The following is a 19,980-nucleotide window of genomic DNA, read 5'->3' as shown; positions in this document are numbered from 1 at the left end:
GCGACGAGTCGAACACTTTAAAGTGTCCCACATCTCCACAAAGTTTCGCCAGCTTTACCAACATTCGACATGCCCAAACATCAAACTCTTCTGCCCCGCCAAAGCCCACCCCTGTTAGAGGACAAAACAGCAGAAAAGCACAAAGTCCGGCTCGTTCCCTCCGAAGAGAAAACGAGCCGGACTCAGTCAAAGCAAACTTCATATACACCCTGCAGAAGGATGTACTAGAAGACCCTACTTAGCGTGGTTAGGCTTGCCACCGTGCGGCACGAGGAATGCCGACAGGAAGGCGAGGAACGCGGTCACGGCCAGCAGCATCAGACCGATGAAGTAGTTGTTCTCAGCCTGGTTGTAGGTTGCACCCATCACCAGCGGCGGGAAGAAACCACCCAGAGCGCCAGCAGCAGCAACCACACCGGACACCGCACCAACGTTCTTCGGATCAGCCGCACGAGCCACCCAGCCGAAGACCGAGCCGTGGCCCAGACCCAGAAGAGCAGCCATCAGGATGAAAACAGCACCATACACGTGCTCAGCATCAGGCTGGAACGCGGTAATAACTGCCAGGATCACCACACCACCCAGGGAGATGAGGGTGATAATCTTCGGACCGAACTTATCAGCCAGCACACCACCGAAGGGACGAGCAATCACGGCAGCAGCCGCGAAGCCAGCCGCACGCATACCAGCGTCGTTAGCGTTGAAGTTGTAGATGTTGCTCAGGTAAGTGGGCAGGTAGTTCGAGAATGCCACGAACGCACCGAACACAACAGCGTAGAGGAAGCACAGCTGCCAAGTGGTCTTCACCTTGAATGCCTGAACAATCTTCGGCATCAGCGGAGTAACCTCACGGCCGATGGTTGCCGGAGAATCCTTCAAGAAGAAGAAAGAGATAGCAGCGGTTACAGCACAGATAACAGCAATCAGAACGTGAGTCTGGAAGTAACCAATACCCTGCACCAGGCGGGGGGTAGCGAATGCAGAAATTGCAGTACCCACCATGCCGGCACCGAACACACCGGTCGCAAAACCCTTCTTGGAAGCGTCATACCATGCGGAACTGAAGGGAATACCCACAGCGAACACGGTACCCGCAATACCCAGGAAGAACGCCACAACAAGCAGCATGGGCAGCGAGTTCATCTGACCAGCAACACCAACCAGGAAGACCAGGGGTGCGCTAATCGCCAGAACAGCGGTGAACATAATACGACCACCGTAGCGGTCAGTCAGACCACCAACGGGAATACGGCCGATAGCGCCGATGAAAATCGGCATAGCAACCAGAAGGCTGGTCATACCAGCGTCCAGGTGCATCTGCTTTGCGTACATCTTCGCCAGCGGGCCAACGATGGTCCATGCCCAGAAACCAATGGTCGAGATGAACGTTGCCAGCAGAACGTTACGGAGCTGACCATTCTTCAGGTCGTAGCTCGGTGCAACAGGGGTGCTCATATTTCCTCTTTTGCAATATGGATATGTGTATTAGCGGTCGGCGCGCTCACGCGGGAGAGTACCTACCGGATCCCAACCTCGACGTGCACCAACACGCTGGCCGCCACGAGAGCGGTACACGGTGTAGGGGCGGAAGAGGTAGTGCAGGGGCACAGTCAGTGCGTGCACCAGGCGGGTAAAGGGCCAAATGATGAACAGAACCATAGCCACCACGATGTGAATCTTGAAAGCCACGGGAATATTCACCATCAAAGCTACCTCAGGGTGGAAGTAGAACAGCGAACGGAACCACACAGAAATGGTCTCACGGTAGTTGAAGTGAACCTCGTGACCATTCACCGGAGGCAAACCGCCCGAGGGGTTCACTGCCGAAATCAGAGTAGCCGCAGTACCGGCGAGAATCACCAGAACCAAAACGACATACATGAAAACGTCATTACGAGTGGTAGCCGAACGCACACGAGAGTTCGAAACACGGCGACCAATCAGAACGAACATACCAACAATGGTTGCGACCGCAGCAACAGAACCGCCGACCAGCGCCACAATGTGGTAAGTGTCATCCGAAACGACCAGGTCGGTGAATGCCTTAGGCACCACCAGACCACCAACGTGGCCAAGGAAAACGGCCGCAAGACCGTAATGGAACAGGGGCGAAGCGATGCGCAACAGCTTCGATTCATAGACCTGGGACGAGCGGGTAGTCCATCCGAACTGGTCAGTACGGTAACGCCAAATGGTGCCACCAATCAGAATGACCAGTGCAACATAGGGCAGAACGCCCCACAGCAGGATGTCAACAATACCCGGATCGGCTACAGCCTGTGCAGCATGTCCTGCGTTCTCAGAAGCAAGTACGTACACGTGTTGTCTCCTCACAAGGGATAAAACTAGTTAGAACGAGCCGAAGCCTGCTGGAGCAGCTGATGATCAGCGTAGCCATTCAGGCCAACAGTCTCGACGGGAGGGCCGTAGCCAGCCATCTTCTGGACCTCCTCCTGAGTCTGCGGAGAGACGCCAGGAAGGGTATCGCAGATGCTCTGCAACAACCCGTAGTGGGGCAGATTTCCGTCCTTCATGGACAGACGAAGAAGCTCAAGGGACGGACGGTACGCCTGCAAAGCGGAACGGCCCTTACGGCGATCCACCAACGCACAGAACTCCAGCACCAGCGGCAGGTAGTCCGGAAGCTCACCATTCAAAACGGTCAACATACCGGAGTCGCGGTACATCTGCTTAAAACGCAGAAGAGTCTCACCACGGCGGCGGGTATCGCCATCGGTCCAGTAGGACAGATGCAGAGAATGACGACGCGAAAGGTCGTACTCCTGCACGTACTCGGACTGCACATCCTCCAGGTCCTTAGAAGTCAGCCACTGCTGAACCGCATCAACGGCAGCAATGAAAGCCTCATCCTGGGTGGAAGCGGTAATCTCCACCAGTTCAGGCAGAACCTTCAGAGTCTCCTCATCGGGGTAGCCCAGGAGCATACCGCTCACCTGGTAAATCACCGAGTCCTTATCCTCGCCGGGACCGTAATCGATATCAAACGGGTTCTCCGGCTGAGCCGGCTCCGAGACAGTAGCCTCGGAACCGGCCTTGCCCATGAGCTTGGAAAAGAATCCAGCCACTTATTACTTCTTTCCGGTGGTATTCGGGAAGAGGCCGTCAGGACGGGAAGAACCATCCCAGCTGAACAAGCTGACCTTGTTGTTAGCCTCGTAGACACCGGTGGACACGGGGGTCGGGCGACCCTCCATGTCGTTGAACGCATCGCCGTACATGCCGGGTCCGCCATCCACGCTCAGGGAGCAGCCCATTTCCTCAAGGTTGTGGGCGTCTTCCATGTGAGCCTTCGGAATGACGTAACGCTCGTTGTACTTAGCGATAGCCATCAGGCGGTACATCTCGTACACCTGCTGACCAGTCATGCCAACTGCCTGAGCAATCTCCTCGTTGCCTTCGCCACCGAGGTTGATGTCACGCATGTACGAACGCATCGCAGCCAGGCGGCGCAGAACGTTAGTAACAACCTCAGTGTCACCAGCGGTGAACAGCTCAGCCAGGTACTCAACCGGAATACGGAGAGACTCAATAGCGCCGAACAGGTTGTTGCTGTTCTCTGCATCGTGGCCCTGCTCCTTGAGCAGGTCAACAATCGGAGACAGCGGCGGCACGTACCAAACCATCGGCATGGTGCGGTACTCGGGGTGCAGGGGCAGGGCCACCTTCCACTCCTTCGCCAGCTTGTACACGGGCGACTTCTGAGCTGCAGTAATCCACGCATCGGGGATGTCGTTCTTACGAGCCTGCTCAATCACAGCCGGATCCGAAGGATCAAGCATCAGCGACAGCTGAGCCTCGTAGAGGTCCTTCTCATCCTCAACCGAAGCAGCCTCAGTCACGCGGTCTGCATCGTAGAGGAAGATACCGATGTAGCGCATACGACCAACACAGGTCTCAGCACACACGGTCGGAATACCAGCCTCAATACGGGGGTAGCAGAAGGTACACTTCTCAGCCTTACCCGTCTTGTGGTTGAAGTACACCTTCTTGTAGGGGCAGCCGGTGATGCACTGACGCCAACCGCGGCAACGGTCCTGGTCAACCAGAACGATACCGTCCTCAGCGCGCTTGTAGATAGCGCCGGAGGGGCAAGAAGCCATGCAGGAGGGGTTCAAGCAGTGCTCACAAATACGAGGCAGGTAGAACATGAAGGTCTGCTCGAACTCGAACTTAATCTTGTCCTCAGCCTTCTTGCGAACCTTCTCAACCAGCGGGTCCAGGTGACCGTACTCGGTCGCACCAGCCAGGTTGTCGTCCCAGTTCATACCCCACTCGACCTTGGTGTCCTCACCGGTGATGAGGGAGACCGGCTTAGCAGCCGGGAAGTCATCACCCAGAGGAGCACTGGTCAGGTTCTGGTAATCGTAGGTCCAGGGCTCGTAGTAGTCGTTCAGCTCGGGCTGAATCGGGGAAGCAAAGATCGTGAAGAGCTTCTGGAAGCGGTTACCGCTCTTGAGCTCCAGACGACCGCGCTTGTTCAGCACCCAGCCGCCCTTCCACTTCTCCTGATCCTCGTAACGGCGGGGGTAACCCTGGCCGGGACGAGTCTCAACGTTGTTGAACCAGACGTACTCGGTACCGGCTCGGTTCGTCCATGCCTGCTTACAGGTCACGGAGCAGGTGTGGCAGCCGATGCACTTATCGAGCGCCATCACCATAGCAACTTGTGCCATAACGCGCATTAGAAAGTTACCTCCTGGGACTTACGGCGACGGATGTACGAGACGATGTCTCGCTGGTTACCGGTCGGTCCAAGATAGTTGAAGGCGAACGCCTGGTGAGCGTAGCCACCAATCATGTGGGTGGGCTTCAGAAGAATACGGGTCACCGAGTTGTGAATACCACCGCGCTTACCGGTGACTTCAGACTTCGGGCTAACCATACGCTCCTGAGCGTGGTAGACGTAGCAAACGCCCTCGGGCATACGGTGCGAAACAACCGCACGGCCGACGAAGACACCATTGGTGTTCACACACTCAATCCACTCGCCATCCTTGACGCCAATCTTCTCAGCGTCCTGCGGGCTCATCCATGCAGTCGGACCGCCACGGAACATGCTCAGCATGTAGTGGTTATCGAAGTACTGCGAGTGAATTGCCCACTTGTTGTGCGGGGTCAGGTAGCGAACAGCAACCGAAACACCATCGGTAGTACCGAGCTCAGGCTCGTTGTACAGGCCGGTCATATCCAGCGGCGGACGGTAAATCGGCAGAGCCTCGCCCATTTCGTGCATCCAGTCGTGGTCGAGGAAGAAGTGCATACGGCCGGTCAGGGTGTGGAACGGCTTCTTCTTCTCGATGTTGACGGTGAACGGAGCGTAACGGCGACCACCGGTCTCCGAACCGGACCACTCGGGGGAGGTCATCACGGGCTGCGGTGCGGCCTGGGTCATAGGGAAGGTGATACGACGTTCCTCGTTACCTTCTGCCAGGTCCATCAGGTGCAGACCGGTCTGCTTCTCAAGCTCCTTGAAGCCCTTGACAGCGACCTCACCGTTGGAGGTACCGGAAATCATGAGGATTGCTTCAGAAATCTTCACGTCGGTATCCAGTGCCGGACGGCCTGCGCCCTTACCGGAGTCCATCACGCCGAATTCCTTAGCCATCTTCGCGACTTCGTCCTTCAGGTCGTAAGTGATGAACTTGGTGGTTGCACCGAGCTTATCGAACAGCGGGCCAACGGTGGTGTACATGTCGTACAGTGCGCCGTAGTCGCGCTCGACGGTGACGAAGTTCGGCATGTTCTTGCCGGGTACGCCCACCATACCGGGGGTGTTCTTCCAGTCGGGTGCGTGACCGCCGGGCTGAGCAATCTGGCCGGGGGTGTCGTGCAACAGCGGGACCGAAACGATGTCCTTACGGACGCCGAGGTGCTTCTTAGCCAGGCGGCTGAACTCAAACGCCAGTGCCTTGAAGGTCTCGTGGTCGGTCTTTGCCTCCCACGGCGGGTCAATTGCCGGGGAGAACGCGTGCAGGAACGGGTGCATATCGGTCGAGGAGATATCGTGCTTCTCGTACCAGGTAGCAGTCGGCAGAACGATGTCAGACAGCAGGGTCGTGGAGGTCATACGGAAGTCCGAGGTGACCAGCAGATCCAGCTTGCCCTGAGGCGCGTCCTCAACCCACTTCACTTCGTTCGGCAGCTTCTCCGAGTCGGAGCCCTGGACGTTGTCCATGCTACCGACCAGGTGCTTCAGGAAGTAGCTCTCACCCTTAGCGGAGGAACCGAACAGGTTCGAACGCCACAGGGTCAGGGTACGAGGCCAGTTGACGGGGTTGTCAACGTCCTCAACGGAGAACTCCAGGTCACCGGAGTTCAGGCGCTGTGCAATGTAGTCCGCGTTCGAGGAAGCCTCGCCGCGTGCCACTGCCTGCTCTGCCTTGTCTGCCAGATCCAGCGAGTTCTCGGGGAACTGCGGGTAGAACGGCATCCAGCCCATACGGGTAGAACGTGCCACAACGTCAGCAGTGTGAACGTCGCGCAGCTCGCCCTTAGCCAGCGGGGACTGCAGGTAGTCGGTGGAGTATGCGTCCTGACGGAACTGGTCAGTGTGCATGTACCAGAAGCCGGTACCGATCATGTGACGCGGCGGGCGGCTCCAGTCCAGAGCGTTCGCAATGTTGGTCAGACCGGTCAGAGGACGTGCCTTCTCCTGGCCCACGTAGTGAGCCCAACCGCCACCGTTGCGACCCTGGCAACCGGTCAGGTTCAGCAGAGCGAGGATAGCGCGGTAGGTGGTGTCAGCGTGGTACCACTGGCAGATACCTGCACCGAAGATGACCATGGAGCGGCCGCCGGAATCCAGGGCGCTCTTGGCGAACTCGCGGGCAACGCGAATAACAGCCTCGGCGGGGACAGAAGTAATCTGCTCCTGCCATGCCGGGGTGTTCTGAACGTTCCAGTCCTCGTAGTCCTTAGCCCAGGTACCGGGCAGACCCTCACGGCCCACACCGTACTGTGCCAGCATGATATCGAAGACGGTAGTAACTTCGTGACCATCAACGTAGGTTACGGGCACGCCGCGGGTAATGACGTCGCCGTGACCCTTCGGGTTATCGAAGGTCGGCATCTTAATCTCAACCGCTGCGGACTGGCCCTGAGGCAGGTCGCGAATCGACAGAATCGGCTTACGACCCTGCAAATCCAGGTTCCACTTGCCCTGGTCTTCCTGAGCGTAACGGTGACCCATGGTGCCGTTGGGCACGAAGACCTCGCCAGTCTCGCGGTCCATCAGGACGGGCTTGAAGTCAGCGTTCGGCTGCTCAGCCTCGCCAGCGAGCTTAGCCGCAGTCAGGAACTTGGAGGGAACCTTAATGCCGTCTTCACGGGTTTCCAGGGTGACCAGGAAGGGAAGGTCGGTGTAGGTCAGGGAGAAGTCCTCGAAGAACTCGACACGCTGGTCGACGTAGTTCTCCTTAAGGATGACGTGGCCCATCGCCATTGCCAGTGCCGCGTCGGTACCTGCCTGGGCGGGCAGCCACTCGTCAGCGAACTTGGTGTTGTCGGCGTAGTCGGGGCTCACGGTGACAACCTTGGTACCGCGGTAGCGGACCTCGGAGACCCAGTGAGCATCCGGGGTACGGGTCAGCGGAACGTTTGCACCCCACATGATGAGGTATGCAGCGTCCCACCAGTCGCCGGACTCGGGAACGTCGGTCTGGTCGCCGAAGACCTGCGGGGAAGCCACGGGGAGGTCAGCGTACCAGTCGTAGAAGCTGGTCATGACGCCACCGGCCAGCTGGATGTAGCGAACACCCGCGCTGAAGGACGCCATGGACATTGCCGGAATCGGGGTGAAGCCGGTGTTACGGTCGGGGCCGTAGTACTTGATGGTGTGCACGTGAGCAGCAGCCATCAGCTCGAGAGCCTCAGCCCAGGTCGAGCGCACCAGACCACCCTTACCGCGTGCGTTCACGTAGCGTGCACGCTTGGCGGGGTCGGACACGATGGAGTGGAAGGCGTCCACGGGATCGTTGTGGATTGCCTTCGCTTCGCGGTACATCTCCAGCAGGAGACCGCGAACGTAGGGGTACTTAACGCGAGTGGGAGAGTAGGTGTACCACGAGAATGCTGCACCGCGGGGGCAACCGCGGGGCTCGTACTCGGGGCGGTCGGGACCAACCGAGGGGTAATCGGTTTCCTGTGCTTCCCAGGTGATAATGCCGTCCTTGACGTACACCTTCCAGGAGCAGGAGCCGGTGCAGTTCACGCCGTGGGTAGAGCGAACTTCCTTATCGTGGCTCCAACGGTCGCGGTAGAAGGCGTCACCTTCGCGGCCGCCTTCACGGAAGACGGCGCGGCCGTCTTCAGTCTCATCCCAGCGGGAGAAGAACTTACCGAACTTGATCAGCTGATCGGTAAGGGGGCCGTCCGGGCCCTTAATCTGTGATGCTTGTTCCATACTGCCCAATATATCGGAAATTTGGCATGGAAAATACGAGATAAAAACCTTGCCTAATTCATACGAAATAAGGGTGCTTTAGACCGTAAGCCAGGCGGAAATTCCACCCTCAAGCATGTACACAGAACGCTCCTCCAGGGGCGCTATTTCACGAGCCGCCTCAACCGTTCGGGTGTATCCGGTGCAGTAAATAACGATTTTCTGGGCATTTGCGGGGATTTTACGCTCAATCAGGGCTTTGAGAGAGTCATTTCGAGCCGCTTCAAGCAATTCAGTGAGGGGCAGGTTAATGGCACCGTCAATCGCAAAGGCATTGAACTCCACCTGCTCACGGACATCCAAAAGGGCAATATTTTCACCCGATGACATCTTTTTAAGGTCCTGAGCGCTCATCGAGCGGGGTTTCGAGTCAGCAGAAGAGCTTGTAAAATCCTGAGAAATATTACGAATTGTTACATGATTTTTGGGCTTATGACTCGTTTCTTGGGGCAAAACAGCGCTTTTCTTAGGTACAGCTTGCACGCTAGCTACAAGAGGTATATATTCCCACCTTCCGCTTAATGCCGAATATAGGCCAACCTCACCCATGAGCGGCTCCCCCACCCCGGTCAGCAGCTTCACTGCCTCCATGGCCATCGCAGCACCCACCACGCCAGCCATAGCACCCACCACGCCAGCAGTACTACACGACGGCACGCTACCGGCAGCAGGAGCATGAGGGTACAAATCCTCATACACCGGACCGCGACCAGCCCAAAACACACTCAGCTGCGCATCAAAACCAAGAATCGCAGCCCATACATGCGCAATTCCAGCACGCGCAGCCGCCGCCGACACCACATAACGCGACTCGAAATTATCGCTACCATCCAGCACCAGGTCAGCACCAGACAGAAGCTCATCAACATTCACCTCCGTCAAACGCTCACACACAGGCACAACCTCAATAAAAGGATTCAGCGAGCGCAAAGACTCTGCGGCAGACTCAGCCTTAGAATTACCCACTCTGGCGTGCGTATGAATCACCTGGCGGTGCAGATTCGAGGCATCCACGACGTCATCATCAACCACCACAATCTGACCGACCCCGGCACCCGCCAGGTACAGCAGCGCGGGAGCACCCAAACCGCCAGCACCCAGCACCACCACGCGTGCGCGTTTGAGCGCCAGCTGAGCCTCGTAGCCCATTTCGGGCAGAATCAGCTGACGAGAATAGAACGCACGCTCAGCGGCAGAGAGCTCGCCCGTGCCGGTTGAAGGCTGAGAAGACATAGGGATTCCTCGCGTCTAGTAGTAGAGGTGACTTGAGCTTTCAAGGAGAATAAGCCTGCCCGAGAGAAATCCCCCTGACAGGCTTATATAGAGATATCAGAATATTCAGAAGGCTAAGCAGGCGAAGTATCCACACCAACCCACTCGATGCTTCCATCGAGCAGTTCCTGTTCCTTCCAAATCGGCACACGAGCCTTCACCCGGTCAGCCACCAGCTCACAGGCATCAAACGCGCGGCCACGGTGAGCAGCCGCCGCCATCACGGTCAGAGCCGACTCACCAATAGCAATCGGCCCCACACGATGCACAGCCCACAGACGCACACCGTCCAGCTCGGCAGCAACCTCGGCGGCAACCTCCGCAATATACTCACGAGCCTGCGGATGCGCGCTATAGGACAGCCCGCGAACCGCACTACCGTGATCATGGTTACGTACAATGCCGTCAAAAATTACCAGGGCACCCATGGCGTCGGTCATGACCTCAGCCTTAGCCGCAGCGTACAGCGGCTCCAGGGGCGCCTCCGTAATATCGGTGAACACCACGGTCGAGCCGCTCGGCTCAACACCGTGCGCACCCGAATGGTCCAGGGATTCTTCGTTCTGCGGCTTAGTGGTCATGGTAGTCCTCCATCTGACGGCAAATGTGCTCAACAAGCGGGTCGAGGGTTGCCACGCCGTCCTTCACGCCACCGCGCGAACCGGGCAGGGTCATCACGAAGGTGCGGTCAATGACGCCCGCCACGCCGCGTGAAAGCACCGCCGCGGGAATGTTCTTCAGACCGTTCATCCAGAAGGCATGCATAACGCCGGGAACTTCCTTGTCCAGGTGGGGGCGAACCGCCTCCACGGTCTGGTCGTCAGAGTTCAGACCGGTACCACCGCTGGTCAGGATGAAGGTCGGCAGGTTACCGTTCTTCTTACCTTCGGTCACCAGGGTGTTGAAGTACTCGACAATATCGCGGTCTTCAATGACCACGGCATCCGGGGTGTCGAAGCCGCGCGAGCGCAGCCACTCCACGGCGATGGGGCCGGACTTATCCTCGTACACGCCGCGGGCTGCGCGGGTGGAGGCGACAATAACCAGACCGGTGAGGTTCTCGGGCATGGTGTAGTCTTCGCTACTCATTGGCTTTCCTTTTCTGTATCTATCAGGTGACAGTGGGGTCGGTGGGGGCGGTGTGCCGCCGTAGCTTAAGATTCCTCGCGGACGGACCAGTCGCCGGACTTGCCGCCGCTCTTCTCCAGAACACGGATATCGGTAATGACGGCGTACTTATCGACTGCCTTGATCATGTCGAAAACGGTCAGTGCCGCCGAGGAGACGGCGGTGAGCGCCTCCATCTCTACACCGGTGACGCCGCGGGTCTTCACGGAGGCTTCAATACGCACAAAGTCGGTGCCGCGCTCAAAGTCCACCGTAATCTTGCCCAGGGGCAGCGGGTGGCAGAGGGGAATGATTTCCGGAGTGCGCTTAGCACCCATAATGCCCGCAACGCGTGCGACGGGAAGGGCGTCACCCTTGGGCAGGTCAGCGTCAAAAATCATGGCAATCACGTCTTCGCGGGTGCGCACGGTTGCCTCCGCCAGGGCGGTTCGGGTGGTGACCGACTTCTCCGTAACGTCCACCATGTGTGCTGAGCCGTCGGCGCGCACGTGGGTCAGTTCCTGGTTGGGCTGCGAGGTAGAGGTCATCGTTTCTCCTGGCTTCAGCGCGGTATTCTTCTGCCGCGAATCGTTACTTAGTATGAGTCTCAATTACTCCTTGTCGTTCACGCAAGGAACAACGCGGGTGTGTTTCGCTTAGTTATCGGTGAGGCGAATGCGGTGGTAGGGCACTGCCTCTCCCCCGGTGTAGGTGGTTCCGGGCGCCAGCTCGATGAGCACGTCCGCCTGGGCGGCTCGGTGTAGCAGGTGCGAGCCTGAGAGGACGTCCGGGTAGAGCTCCACCCGGTAGGTTCCGGGTTCCACCTCGACCATGGCGAGGGTGCCGCGCAGGAACTGGCGTTTGGCCGCCGGTGCGGTGAGCGGGGTTTCGGTGACGAGCACGCCTCGCGGTGCGTTATTCAAGGTCGCTTGTTCGGAGGCGACCGCGTAGGGCACACCGTAGGGACCGCCAGCACGCAGGTAGGGGCGCAGAATCAGCGCGTACGAGATGAGCGTGCTCACCGGGTTTCCGGGGAAGGAGATCATGGGCACGCGGTGGCCCTTGAAGTCGAGCAGGTTCACGCCCTGGGGGCCGCCGGGCTGCTGGCTGACGTGGCCAAACCAGGAGACGGGCACCAGAATATCGGCTTCGTGTGCCTTGGCGATGGCGTTACGGACCACCTCGTATTTGCCGTGGCTAATACCACCCGAGGTGATGATGATGTCCGGTTTGAAGCTCTCGTACTCTGCTACGAGGCGGTGCACCAGCTCTACCGGGTCGTCACCGATAGCGATGCGGCGCACCTCCGCTCCGTCTTCGCGGAGCATGGCGGTGAGCATGGGTCCGTTGGCGTCAAAAATCTGGCCCTGGCCAAGTTCCTGAGTGGTGGCGCTTCCATCTTCTTCAACGCCGGAGAGGATCTCGTCGCCGCCGGTGCACACGAGCACGCGAGGACCAGCCGCAACGGTCAGGCGTGCGTAGCCCTGGGATGCGAGCGCACCAAGCATGGCGGGGGTGATGCGTTCACCGGCGCGTGCGAGGACCTGGCCGGTGACGACGTCTTCGCCGCGGCGGCGCACGAATTGTCCGGGCTTGCCGGGGGCGAGTTTGACCTTTTCGCTGGGGCGGCCGAAGGACTCGGGTAGGTCGGGATATTCGATGCGTTCAGACTGTTCGACGGGGATGACGGCGTCGTAGCCCTTAGGCATGGGCGCGCCGGTCATGATGGGGTAGGTCAGGTCGTCAGAGGAGCGGGAACGTTGGAGGGGGCGGCCAGCGGGGATTTCGCGTCCGACGGTGAAGATGCGGTCTTCGCGTTCTGCGGCTTCGGCGGTGAGGGCGTAGCCGTCCATTTGGGAGTTGTCGAAGCTGGGTACGTCCATGCGTGCGGTGACGTCTTGGGCGAGGATGCGTCCTGCCGCGTGGTAGAGGGGAACCGTTTCTGCGGTGCCGATGAAGACTTCGCGCAGCAGTAGCGCCAGGTAGGCGCGGTATTCCTCGGTGCTGGGGGTTCCGTTGAATTCGGGGGCAATCATGGCGGTTCCAATCGTGCGGCGGCGGTTATGACTAGTGTAGGTGTGTTTTTGTGGGCTGGTAAATGCAGTTTCGCCTAAGGACCGGTATGCTCCCGGTGGTGTGCGGGCAAGCGACGGGGTGGTTTATCGGGTGCTTTCGCGTAGTTTTTTCAGAGCGCGGATCAGGCCGAGGACCCCGAAGATTCCTAGGTAGAGGCTGATGAGAATCAGGGCGCTTCCGAGGGCGCTGGGGATGTCGCTGCTGTTGATGGCCAGGTCGATGGCGAGGGGTATGGTTTGGGTTTTGCCTTGCACGTTGCCGGCGAAGGTGACGGTTGCGCCGTATTCGCCGAGGGCACGGGCGAAGGAGAGCAGGAAAGCGGTGGCAAGGCCGGGCGCAGCGAGGGGTAGCAGCACTTTGAAAGTAATTTCTGCGGGTTTAGCGCCTTCGACGAGGGCAATTTCTTCGTATTCGCGGGGAATAGCCTGCAGGGTGGTGACCGCAGTGGCAACGAAGAAGGGTAGGGCGACGAATACCTGGGCGATAATCACCGCGTTGGGGGTGAATGGAATAGAGATTCCCGACTGGTAGAGGTAGGTGCCAATCATGCCTTTGCGTCCCCAGAAGAAGAGTAGCCCGAGGCCGGAGACAACCGGAGAGAGAATCACCGGGGTGTAGATGATGGCGTAGAGGACCGACCCAAACCGGTGTAGCCGCGAGCGATTGAGCACTTTGGAGAGCACAAGCGCCAGGGGCGCGCCGAGAAGCCCGCAGATGAGGGTGGATGCGGCGGCGGTGCTGAGGGAGAGGTTCGCCGCCCCGAGCACCTGCGGGGTGAAGATACTGCCGAGCTGGCTCCAGGGGATGTTGAGGAAGAGCCCGAGGAGCGGTCCGGCAATGAGGAAAATACCCAGCGACGCCGGAACCAGGAAGAGCACGGGCACGGAGGCGAAGAGTCTGCTTCCGGGTGTGCTTGAGGTTCCGGCGTTGCGGCGGGTAGCGGTAGTGTCTGTCATGGGTGGTGAGACGCGGGTTGTTCCCTACTGTGTTGAATTACTGTGCGGTGTTGAAGCCGTACTCGGTGAGGATCTTCTTCGCCTCGTCGGAGTTCTTCAACCATTCGTTGAACTTCTTCGCGGTTTCGGAGGAGGAGCCGGTCTTGCTCAGCGCTGCGGGGTATTCGTTGCGTTCCACGTCGGTCAGTTCGACGGATCCGAGGTTGACGCCCTTCTTCTTGGCTGCGGCGAGGTCGGTGGTGTAGATGAAGCCCGCATCGGCGTTACCGGTGGTGACCTTGGTTGCTACGTCGGTGACCTTGCTTTCGGTGGTTGCGTTCTTGAGGGTGATGTCGTGCTTCTTCAGTTCCTGGTGGGCGATGGTGCCGCAGGGGACGTCTTCTTTGCAGACTGCGACGACGCCGTCGGTGGTCTTGAGGTCGTCGAGGCTGTTGATCTTGCCGGGGTTGCCTTCAGCGGTGACGAGCACGAGCTTATTGGTGACCAGAACGTTGGTTTCGGAGCCGGAGAACTGGTCGAGTTTCTTTGCCTTGTCCATGTTCTTGGTATCTGCGGTGATCAGCAGGTCGGGGGTTGCGCCCTGCTCAATCTGGTTGACGAGCTTTGCGGAGCCTTCGTAGACGAAGGTGACGTCCACGCCGGGGTTGGCGGCTTCGTATGCCTTTTCGAGGTCTGCGCCGGCGTTGTTCAGGGAGGCTGCGGCGAAGACTTCGATCTTGCCGGAGGCTGCCTGACTGCTTGCCGCAGACGAGGAGGAAGATGAGGAGGAGCTCTGGGGGGCGCCGCATCCGGTGAGAGCGAGGGTTGCGGCGGCGAGCGCGCTGAGGGCTGCGAGGGGGGTCTTCATGAAATTTGTTTCCTTGATGGTTTCGTACTCTTGCGGTGGTGAGGTGCGTCCATGTGTGGGCTCTGTATGACGTTTTGTGTACTTCCCTAGCTTGTACACGTTGTTTTCCTCGTGGTGGTCTGCGGTGGCGCAGTTGTAACTTACCCTGCACACACTATGTACGGGGCGCCGGAACATGGAATAATCATATTGTCACCTGAAATATGCAAATTTTCCACATAGGTTTTACATGGCGTACACGGCAAATTCGACCTCTTCTGAGCTCATTGCGGGCCCAACGTTAAGCACCTTATCTTCTGCGGAGGGTAACGGGGCTGCTTTTGTGACACCCCAAAAATCTGAGAATGGCGTAAATGTACAGCGTAAGCTCCCGAATATTACGAATAGCGGTCCGCTCTTGGACCGTTGGGGTCGTGTGGCGACTGATCTTCGTATCTCGCTGACCGATAAATGTAATCTTCGTTGCATTTATTGCATGCCGGCGGATGGTTTGCAGTGGCTCCCGAAGGAGAATCTGCTCTCCGCCGAGGAGATTGCGCGCCTTGCCGATATTGCGATTACTGAGCTGGGCGTTGAGGAGATCCGCTTTACCGGTGGCGAGCCGCTGGTGCGCGCCGATTTGGTGGATATTATTTCCCGCATCCACCAGGCGCATCCGGATGTTCCGCTTGCTATTACGACGAATGGTATTGGTTTGGAGAAGCGTGCCGCCGCGCTGGCGGAGGCTGGTCTGACCCGCATCAATGTTTCTCTGGATACGATTTGCCGTGAGACCTTTGCCGAGCTGACCCGCCGCGATAAGCTCGACGCCGTGCTCAAGGGCATCGATGGTGCAGCGGAGGCTGGCCTGTGGCCGATCAAGATTAATGCTGTGCTGATGCCGGGTCTGAATGATGATCAGGCTCCGGAGCTTCTGCGTTGGGCGTTGGCGGGCGGCTATCAGCTGCGTTTCATTGAGCAGATGCCGCTGGATGCTGATAACCGTTGGACCCGTGAGGGCACGATTACCGCCGCTGAGATTCGCGAGAAACTGTCGGCTGAGTATGTTCTGGGTTCGGTGGCGGAGGCGCGCGGCGACTCCCCCGCTCAGCTGTGGGAGGTGTACCCGCTCGGTACTGCCCTGGATGAGGCGGGCTTCCCTGCTGACGGTACCGAGTCGCTGGGCCGTGTGGGTATTATCGCCTCGGTCACGGAGTCGTTCTGCAATGCATGCACCCGCACCCGCCTGACGGCGGACGGTAAGATTCGTTCCTGCTTGTTCTCCGACACCGAGACTGATTTGATGCAGCTTCTGCGTTCCGGTGCTGACGATAAGCAGCTGGCTCTGCGCTGGCGTGAGGGCATGTGGTTTAAGCCGCGCGCCCACGGTAAGGAAGACGCTGACTTCGATATTGAGGAGTTCGCTAAGGCGAGCCGCTCGATGAGCGCTATTGGTGGCTAGGAAAGCCGCTGATTCATCAGCCGAAGGTGCGCGGATAAGGCTTTTTATTGGCATCTTGCGCCCGTGATTTTCGGCTGTCCCCTGACTTAGGATTGAGGAGCATTATGCAGGTTCATTTTTTCGCTGCCGCACGTTCTGCGGCGGGTACCACGCAGCTGTCGGTACCTTTGGCTGAGTTACCGTCGGCAACTCTTGGCGCGCTCGTTGAGCATCTGGGTCAGAGCTTGGAGGGTACGACCCCGTCGGGTCTGACTCTTGCGCAGGTGATGGAGCAGTGCTCGTTCCTGGTCAATGGTGCCCGCTCGGATGCGCAGGCACCTCTGCAGGATGCCGACCGTGTGGACGTTCTGCCTCCCTTTGCGGGTGGATAATGCGGGCGGATAAGATACCCGGTTCTGTACTTCCCGCTGGGGGCGATTTTTCGTGCGCCGCGGTCGTTGTTGCCGGAGGTGCTTCTCGCCGCCTGAACCACGTGCCGAAGGCGTCCCTGTCTGATGGTACGAATACTCTGCTGGATTGTGCTCTGGAGGCGGTGGCCGCCGCATCCCCGCGCGTGGTGGTGGGTCCTGAGAGCCTGCCCTTGCCTACCGGGGTGTTGCGTACTCGTGAGGATCCGCCGTTTTCGGGTCCTGCCGCGGCGATTCATGCCGGTTTGGAGTGCATTGCGGCCGATTGCGAGCGCTCGCAGATTCCTGTGCCCGACTGGTGCCTGATTTTGGGTGTGGATACTCCGCGTATTGCCCCGGCGGTTCAACAGCTGATTACTGCGGCGCAAAGTGCTGAGCGCACGGCGGGCTTCTCCCCTACTGATTCTGAATCATTTGAGGGTGCTGAATCATCTGCAGGTTTCTGGGGTGTTTCTGAGGGTATCTATCAGCCGCTGGTGGGTATTTACCGTTTTGAGGCAATTCGTTCGGTCTTTTCGGCCGGCACCACCAACGCTTCTGTTCGTTCTTTTTTGCGTCGTCTGAACCCTACTGCGGTTCAGATGTCTGCCGCTGATACCGCCGATGTTGATACGTGGGAGCAGGCGCAGGCGCTGGGTTATACGACGTCGCTTTGGTCAAGCTATTAGTAGCTGAGCTACCGCAGTGTGATATTAGGGCCTGACTACGAGTACCCTAGGTGATAAGTCTTGGCTTTAGATACCGTGTACATGTAGCGTTTTTGAGCTCGCGCGCTGTTGCGCGTCCCGCACACACTTTTACGAGGTACGATGTCTCACCATATTCCTTCTGTTTCGTGGCAGCAGGCCCGCCAGATTTTGCATGAGCAGGGCCTGGAGATTGCACACCATGTGAAGACGGAGTCTTTGCCGCTGCTGGCGACAATTGACCACTATTTGGCGGATGATGTTTATTCGGTGATGCCGGTGCCCCACTACAGCTCTTCCGCGATGGACGGTTACGCTGTGGCGGGTGTGCCTCCGTGGCGTCTGGTGACTCCGGCGTATCCGGAGGATTCTCGCGCTAATATTCACCGTCTGACGGTGCCGATTGCTCCGGGTGAGGCGACCCCGATTTTGACGGGTGGTTTGCTCCCTGAGGGCGCTGAAGCGATTGTGCGCGAGGAGCATTCGCGCCTGTATGAGGGTGCGGAGGCTTCGTCTCGCCCTGGTGTAGCTGCTCATTTGGAGACTCAGTCCAGTATTCATTACCTGGATATGGCGGAGGGTTTTGAGCCTCCGGCGCCGGGTGCTGATATTCGCCATGCTGGTGTTGAGCTAGAGCGTGGCGAGCTGTTGGCACGCCACGGCGACCGTATCTCTGCGCGTATGGCGGCGTTCTTGGGCACGAATGGTTTTGATGAGTTGCCGGTGTACGCCCCGATTCCGGTACGTTGCGCGTTTACGGGTAATGAGGTCATTACCTTTGGTGTGCCTGCGCCTGGTCAGGTGCGTGATGCGTTTGGCGGCTTTATGGAGCATGCGATTATTTCTGCTGGCTGCGAGGCGCGCCCTTCGATTCGTTTGGCGGATGTTGAGTCTGAGTTCCGCACGTTCTTGTCCACGTCGACGGCTCGTGTGCTGGTGTTTACGGGCGGGTCGAGCACCTCGGGTGTTGATTTGGTGCGTAAGGTGCTCAACGACATGGGCGCAACCTATTTGTTTGAGTCGGTGGATGTGCGTCCGGGGCATCCGGCATTGGCTGCGCGTTTGCCGGTTCCGGAGACGGGCCCGAATTCTGGTCGTGAGCGTTTTGTGTTGGGTCTGCCGGGTAATCCTTTGGCAGCGTACACGGCTTTGTATTCGTATTTGCCGCCGCTTTTGGCTGGTATGAGGGATATGCCCCTACCGGAGCTGGATTCGGCTGTTTTGGGTGAGCCGGTTGATACTTTGCGTAAGCCGGCGGGGGTTCGTCTGTTGCCGGTGTCGGTGCGTGATGGTGTAGCGTATCCTCTACCGAAGTCGGCGTCGCATATGTTGTCGTCGTTGGCAGCGGCTACTCATTGTGCGGTGTTGGATGATTCTTCGGTTCGGGGTTCTGCCCATGAGGTGGGAGCTCGGGTTCCGATTATTCCGGTGCTGTAGTAAGGCGCTATTTTCCGGCGTTGAAATGTTTATGCGGTATGCGGTCGGGGTATAGTAGAGAGATATGTCAATCGTTTAGCATACCGAAGGGAGCCCCCGTGGCTAAGCCCAAACTCAGCGACGTTGCAGCCCTGGCGGGAGTCTCCCCCACCACGGTCTCCCGCGTGCTCAACAACCGCGGCTACCTGAGCGAAAGCACCCGCACCAAGGTCCACGAGGCAATGCGGGAACTCGGCTACCGCCCCAACGCCATCGCCCGCAGCCTGCAGGGCCAGCGCTCGCAGATGGTGGGCCTCATCTTCCCCACGGTCGCAAACCCCTTCTACGGGGAGATGGTGTACCGCCTCGAAAGTTACCTTGCCGAAGCAGGCTACCGGGTCATTCTCTGCAATAGCGATGACCACCCCGAACAAGAGAAGCGCTACCTGGAGATGCTTTTCTCCAATCAGGTGGACGGCATCATCAGCGGCGCCCACTCTGACGCGCTGGTCAATATTCCGCACGCCCAGGCTCCCCTGGTGACCGTGGACCGCCTCGAAAGCGGCTTTTACCCGAATGTCCGCTCCGATAATTACGGAGGCGCCCGCGCCGCCACGGAGCATCTGATTGCCACGGGTGCGCAGAATATTGTGCACGTGACGTCGACCCTGGGTAAGCACAATGAGCGTCAGCGCGGATACCGTGAGGCAATGCTCGAAGCCGGACTCATGCCGGAGTTCCTGGAGCTGGGCTTCCGTCCTTCACTGGGTATTAAACGTGAGGTGCTCTACCGCTACCTTGATGAACGCGCCGATAGTCCGGAGCCGGTGGATGCGGTCTTTGCCTCCAACGATAATTACGCCGCGTTGGCGCTGGGCTGGGCGCGCGCACGCGCTATTCGTGTTCCGGAGGATTTCCAGGTGATTGGTTACGATGGCACGCAGAGCGTTCAGCTGCTCATGCCGGAGTTGGCGACCGTGGTTCAGCCGATTGAGGGCATGGCAGAGCGTACCGCGCAGCGTCTGCTGGAGCTCATTGAGCTACAGCAGGAGGATTCCTCAGAGAAGACCACTCCCCCAATTACCCAGCCCGAGGATGTACTCCCGGTTGAGCTCCATCTGGGGGCTACGGTGCGTTCTATCCCGAATCTGGATCAGATTCAGCCTGACACCTCCGCCCCGGACGAGCTCCAATAGACGAGCTCCAATAAGAAGCTCCTCTTCTGACGATAAAAATCCGCCCCACCGTGCGAGTGCTCACGGTGGGGCGGATTTTGCATATACATTTATCGGTTTTGTGCGCGTCCGGAAG

Annotated in this window: 17 protein-coding genes; 5 read left to right on the top strand and 12 right to left on the bottom strand. The window is 58.7% G+C overall.

Features of this window, described 5'->3' with window-relative positions:
* Positions 1-234: 234 nt before the first annotated feature.
* The 12 genes from HMPREF2919_RS02455 to modA all read right to left on the bottom strand — a co-directional run bounded on the left by HMPREF2919_RS02455 (position 235) and on the right by modA (position 14,719).
* The gene (locus tag HMPREF2919_RS02455; RefSeq protein WP_049347292.1) at positions 235-1,455 is read right to left on the bottom strand and encodes an MFS transporter; all 1,221 of its coding nucleotides are present in this window, start codon (positions 1,453-1,455) and stop codon (positions 235-237) included.
* Positions 1,456-1,485: 30 nt separating this feature from the next.
* Positions 1,486-2,319 (bottom strand): respiratory nitrate reductase subunit gamma, encoded by an 834-nt coding sequence (gene narI, locus HMPREF2919_RS02450; RefSeq protein WP_049347293.1) that lies wholly within the window; start codon positions 2,317-2,319, stop codon positions 1,486-1,488.
* Positions 2,320-2,345: 26 nt separating this feature from the next.
* Positions 2,346-3,086, bottom strand: a complete 741-nt coding sequence (gene narJ / locus HMPREF2919_RS02445; RefSeq protein WP_005504922.1) for a nitrate reductase molybdenum cofactor assembly chaperone — start codon at positions 3,084-3,086, stop codon at positions 2,346-2,348.
* Positions 3,087-3,089: 3 nt separating this feature from the next.
* On the bottom strand, positions 3,090-4,703 hold the full coding sequence (gene narH, locus HMPREF2919_RS02440) for a nitrate reductase subunit beta (protein ID WP_005504921.1): 1,614 nt from the start codon (positions 4,701-4,703) through the stop codon (positions 3,090-3,092).
* Entirely contained in the window at positions 4,703-8,422 is a 3,720-nt protein-coding gene (locus tag HMPREF2919_RS02435) for a nitrate reductase subunit alpha (RefSeq protein ID WP_049341117.1), read from the bottom strand. Before HMPREF2919_RS02435 ends, narH begins: the two co-directional genes overlap by 1 nt.
* A gap of 78 nt (positions 8,423-8,500) precedes the next feature.
* Positions 8,501-9,694, bottom strand: coding sequence for a ThiF family adenylyltransferase (locus tag HMPREF2919_RS02430; RefSeq protein WP_049341115.1), 1,194 nt, complete (start codon positions 9,692-9,694; stop codon positions 8,501-8,503).
* Between the two features lie 113 nt (positions 9,695-9,807).
* A complete protein-coding gene (locus HMPREF2919_RS02425; RefSeq protein ID WP_049341113.1) occupies positions 9,808-10,314 on the bottom strand; it encodes a molybdenum cofactor biosynthesis protein MoaE in 507 nt (168 codons plus the stop codon).
* Positions 10,304-10,822, bottom strand: a complete 519-nt coding sequence (locus tag HMPREF2919_RS02420) for a MogA/MoaB family molybdenum cofactor biosynthesis protein (protein WP_049341111.1) — start codon at positions 10,820-10,822, stop codon at positions 10,304-10,306. Before HMPREF2919_RS02420 ends, HMPREF2919_RS02425 begins: the two co-directional genes overlap by 11 nt.
* 65 nt (positions 10,823-10,887) lie before the next feature.
* A complete protein-coding gene (moaC, locus tag HMPREF2919_RS02415) occupies positions 10,888-11,388 on the bottom strand; it encodes a cyclic pyranopterin monophosphate synthase MoaC (protein WP_049341109.1) in 501 nt (166 codons plus the stop codon).
* Between the two features lie 108 nt (positions 11,389-11,496).
* Entirely contained in the window at positions 11,497-12,876 is a 1,380-nt protein-coding gene (locus HMPREF2919_RS02410; RefSeq protein WP_044150194.1) for a molybdopterin molybdotransferase MoeA, read from the bottom strand.
* Positions 12,877-12,999: 123 nt separating this feature from the next.
* Positions 13,000-13,872: an ABC transporter permease gene (locus HMPREF2919_RS02405; protein ID WP_012903025.1), complete on the bottom strand. Its 873-nt coding sequence runs from the start codon at positions 13,870-13,872 to the stop codon at positions 13,000-13,002.
* Positions 13,873-13,909: 37 nt separating this feature from the next.
* On the bottom strand, positions 13,910-14,719 hold the full coding sequence (gene modA / locus HMPREF2919_RS02400; protein WP_070593734.1) for a molybdate ABC transporter substrate-binding protein: 810 nt from the start codon (positions 14,717-14,719) through the stop codon (positions 13,910-13,912).
* A gap of 229 nt (positions 14,720-14,948) precedes the next feature.
* On the opposite strand from modA, the gene moaA reads away from it, so the two are divergent.
* The 5 genes from moaA to HMPREF2919_RS02375 all read left to right on the top strand — a co-directional run bounded on the left by moaA (position 14,949) and on the right by HMPREF2919_RS02375 (position 19,865).
* Positions 14,949-16,160 (top strand): GTP 3',8-cyclase MoaA, encoded by a 1,212-nt coding sequence (gene moaA, locus HMPREF2919_RS02395; protein ID WP_012903023.1) that lies wholly within the window; start codon positions 14,949-14,951, stop codon positions 16,158-16,160.
* Between the two features lie 104 nt (positions 16,161-16,264).
* Positions 16,265-16,531: a MoaD/ThiS family protein gene (locus HMPREF2919_RS02390; RefSeq protein ID WP_049338071.1), complete on the top strand. Its 267-nt coding sequence runs from the start codon at positions 16,265-16,267 to the stop codon at positions 16,529-16,531.
* Positions 16,531-17,235 (top strand): molybdenum cofactor guanylyltransferase, encoded by a 705-nt coding sequence (locus tag HMPREF2919_RS02385; protein WP_070593736.1) that lies wholly within the window; start codon positions 16,531-16,533, stop codon positions 17,233-17,235. Before HMPREF2919_RS02390 ends, HMPREF2919_RS02385 begins: the two co-directional genes overlap by 1 nt.
* Before the next feature lie 141 nt (positions 17,236-17,376).
* On the top strand, positions 17,377-18,690 hold the full coding sequence (locus HMPREF2919_RS02380; RefSeq protein WP_070506949.1) for a molybdopterin molybdotransferase MoeA: 1,314 nt from the start codon (positions 17,377-17,379) through the stop codon (positions 18,688-18,690).
* 98 nt (positions 18,691-18,788) lie between these two features.
* The gene (locus tag HMPREF2919_RS02375) at positions 18,789-19,865 is read left to right on the top strand and encodes a LacI family DNA-binding transcriptional regulator (RefSeq protein WP_049349213.1); all 1,077 of its coding nucleotides are present in this window, start codon (positions 18,789-18,791) and stop codon (positions 19,863-19,865) included.
* Positions 19,866-19,980 lie beyond the last annotated feature (115 nt).

The organism is Rothia sp. HMSC068E02, from assembly GCF_001813565.1.
In the GTDB taxonomy this organism is placed as follows: domain Bacteria; phylum Actinomycetota; class Actinomycetes; order Actinomycetales; family Micrococcaceae; genus Rothia.
The sequence above is the reverse complement of the archived record's forward strand: the minus strand, read 5'-3'. Positions and strand labels throughout refer to the sequence as shown.

Bases quoted from the DNA above. Each gene is read 5' to 3' on its own strand.
- HMPREF2919_RS02455 (WP_049347292.1), bottom strand. From the start codon at position 1,455: ATGAGCACCCCTGTTGCACCGAGCTACGACCTGAAGAATGGTCAGCTC.
- narH (WP_005504921.1), bottom strand. From the start codon at position 4,703: ATGCGCGTTATGGCACAAGTTGCTATGGTGATGGCGCTCGATAAGTGC.
- HMPREF2919_RS02435 (WP_049341117.1), bottom strand. From the start codon at position 8,422: ATGGAACAAGCATCACAGATTAAGGGCCCGGACGGCCCCCTTACCGAT.
- HMPREF2919_RS02430 (WP_049341115.1), bottom strand. From the start codon at position 9,694: ATGTCTTCTCAGCCTTCAACCGGCACGGGCGAGCTCTCTGCCGCTGAG.
- HMPREF2919_RS02425 (WP_049341113.1), bottom strand. From the start codon at position 10,314: ATGACCACTAAGCCGCAGAACGAAGAATCCCTGGACCATTCGGGTGCG.
- HMPREF2919_RS02420 (WP_049341111.1), bottom strand. From the start codon at position 10,822: ATGAGTAGCGAAGACTACACCATGCCCGAGAACCTCACCGGTCTGGTT.
- moaC (WP_049341109.1), bottom strand. From the start codon at position 11,388: ATGACCTCTACCTCGCAGCCCAACCAGGAACTGACCCACGTGCGCGCC.
- HMPREF2919_RS02410 (WP_044150194.1), bottom strand. From the start codon at position 12,876: ATGATTGCCCCCGAATTCAACGGAACCCCCAGCACCGAGGAATACCGC.
- HMPREF2919_RS02405 (WP_012903025.1), bottom strand. From the start codon at position 13,872: ATGACAGACACTACCGCTACCCGCCGCAACGCCGGAACCTCAAGCACA.
- modA (WP_070593734.1), bottom strand. From the start codon at position 14,719: ATGAAGACCCCCCTCGCAGCCCTCAGCGCGCTCGCCGCCGCAACCCTC.
- moaA (WP_012903023.1), top strand. From the start codon at position 14,949: ATGGCGTACACGGCAAATTCGACCTCTTCTGAGCTCATTGCGGGCCCA.
- HMPREF2919_RS02390 (WP_049338071.1), top strand. From the start codon at position 16,265: ATGCAGGTTCATTTTTTCGCTGCCGCACGTTCTGCGGCGGGTACCACG.
- HMPREF2919_RS02385 (WP_070593736.1), top strand. From the start codon at position 16,531: ATGCGGGCGGATAAGATACCCGGTTCTGTACTTCCCGCTGGGGGCGAT.
- HMPREF2919_RS02380 (WP_070506949.1), top strand. From the start codon at position 17,377: ATGTCTCACCATATTCCTTCTGTTTCGTGGCAGCAGGCCCGCCAGATT.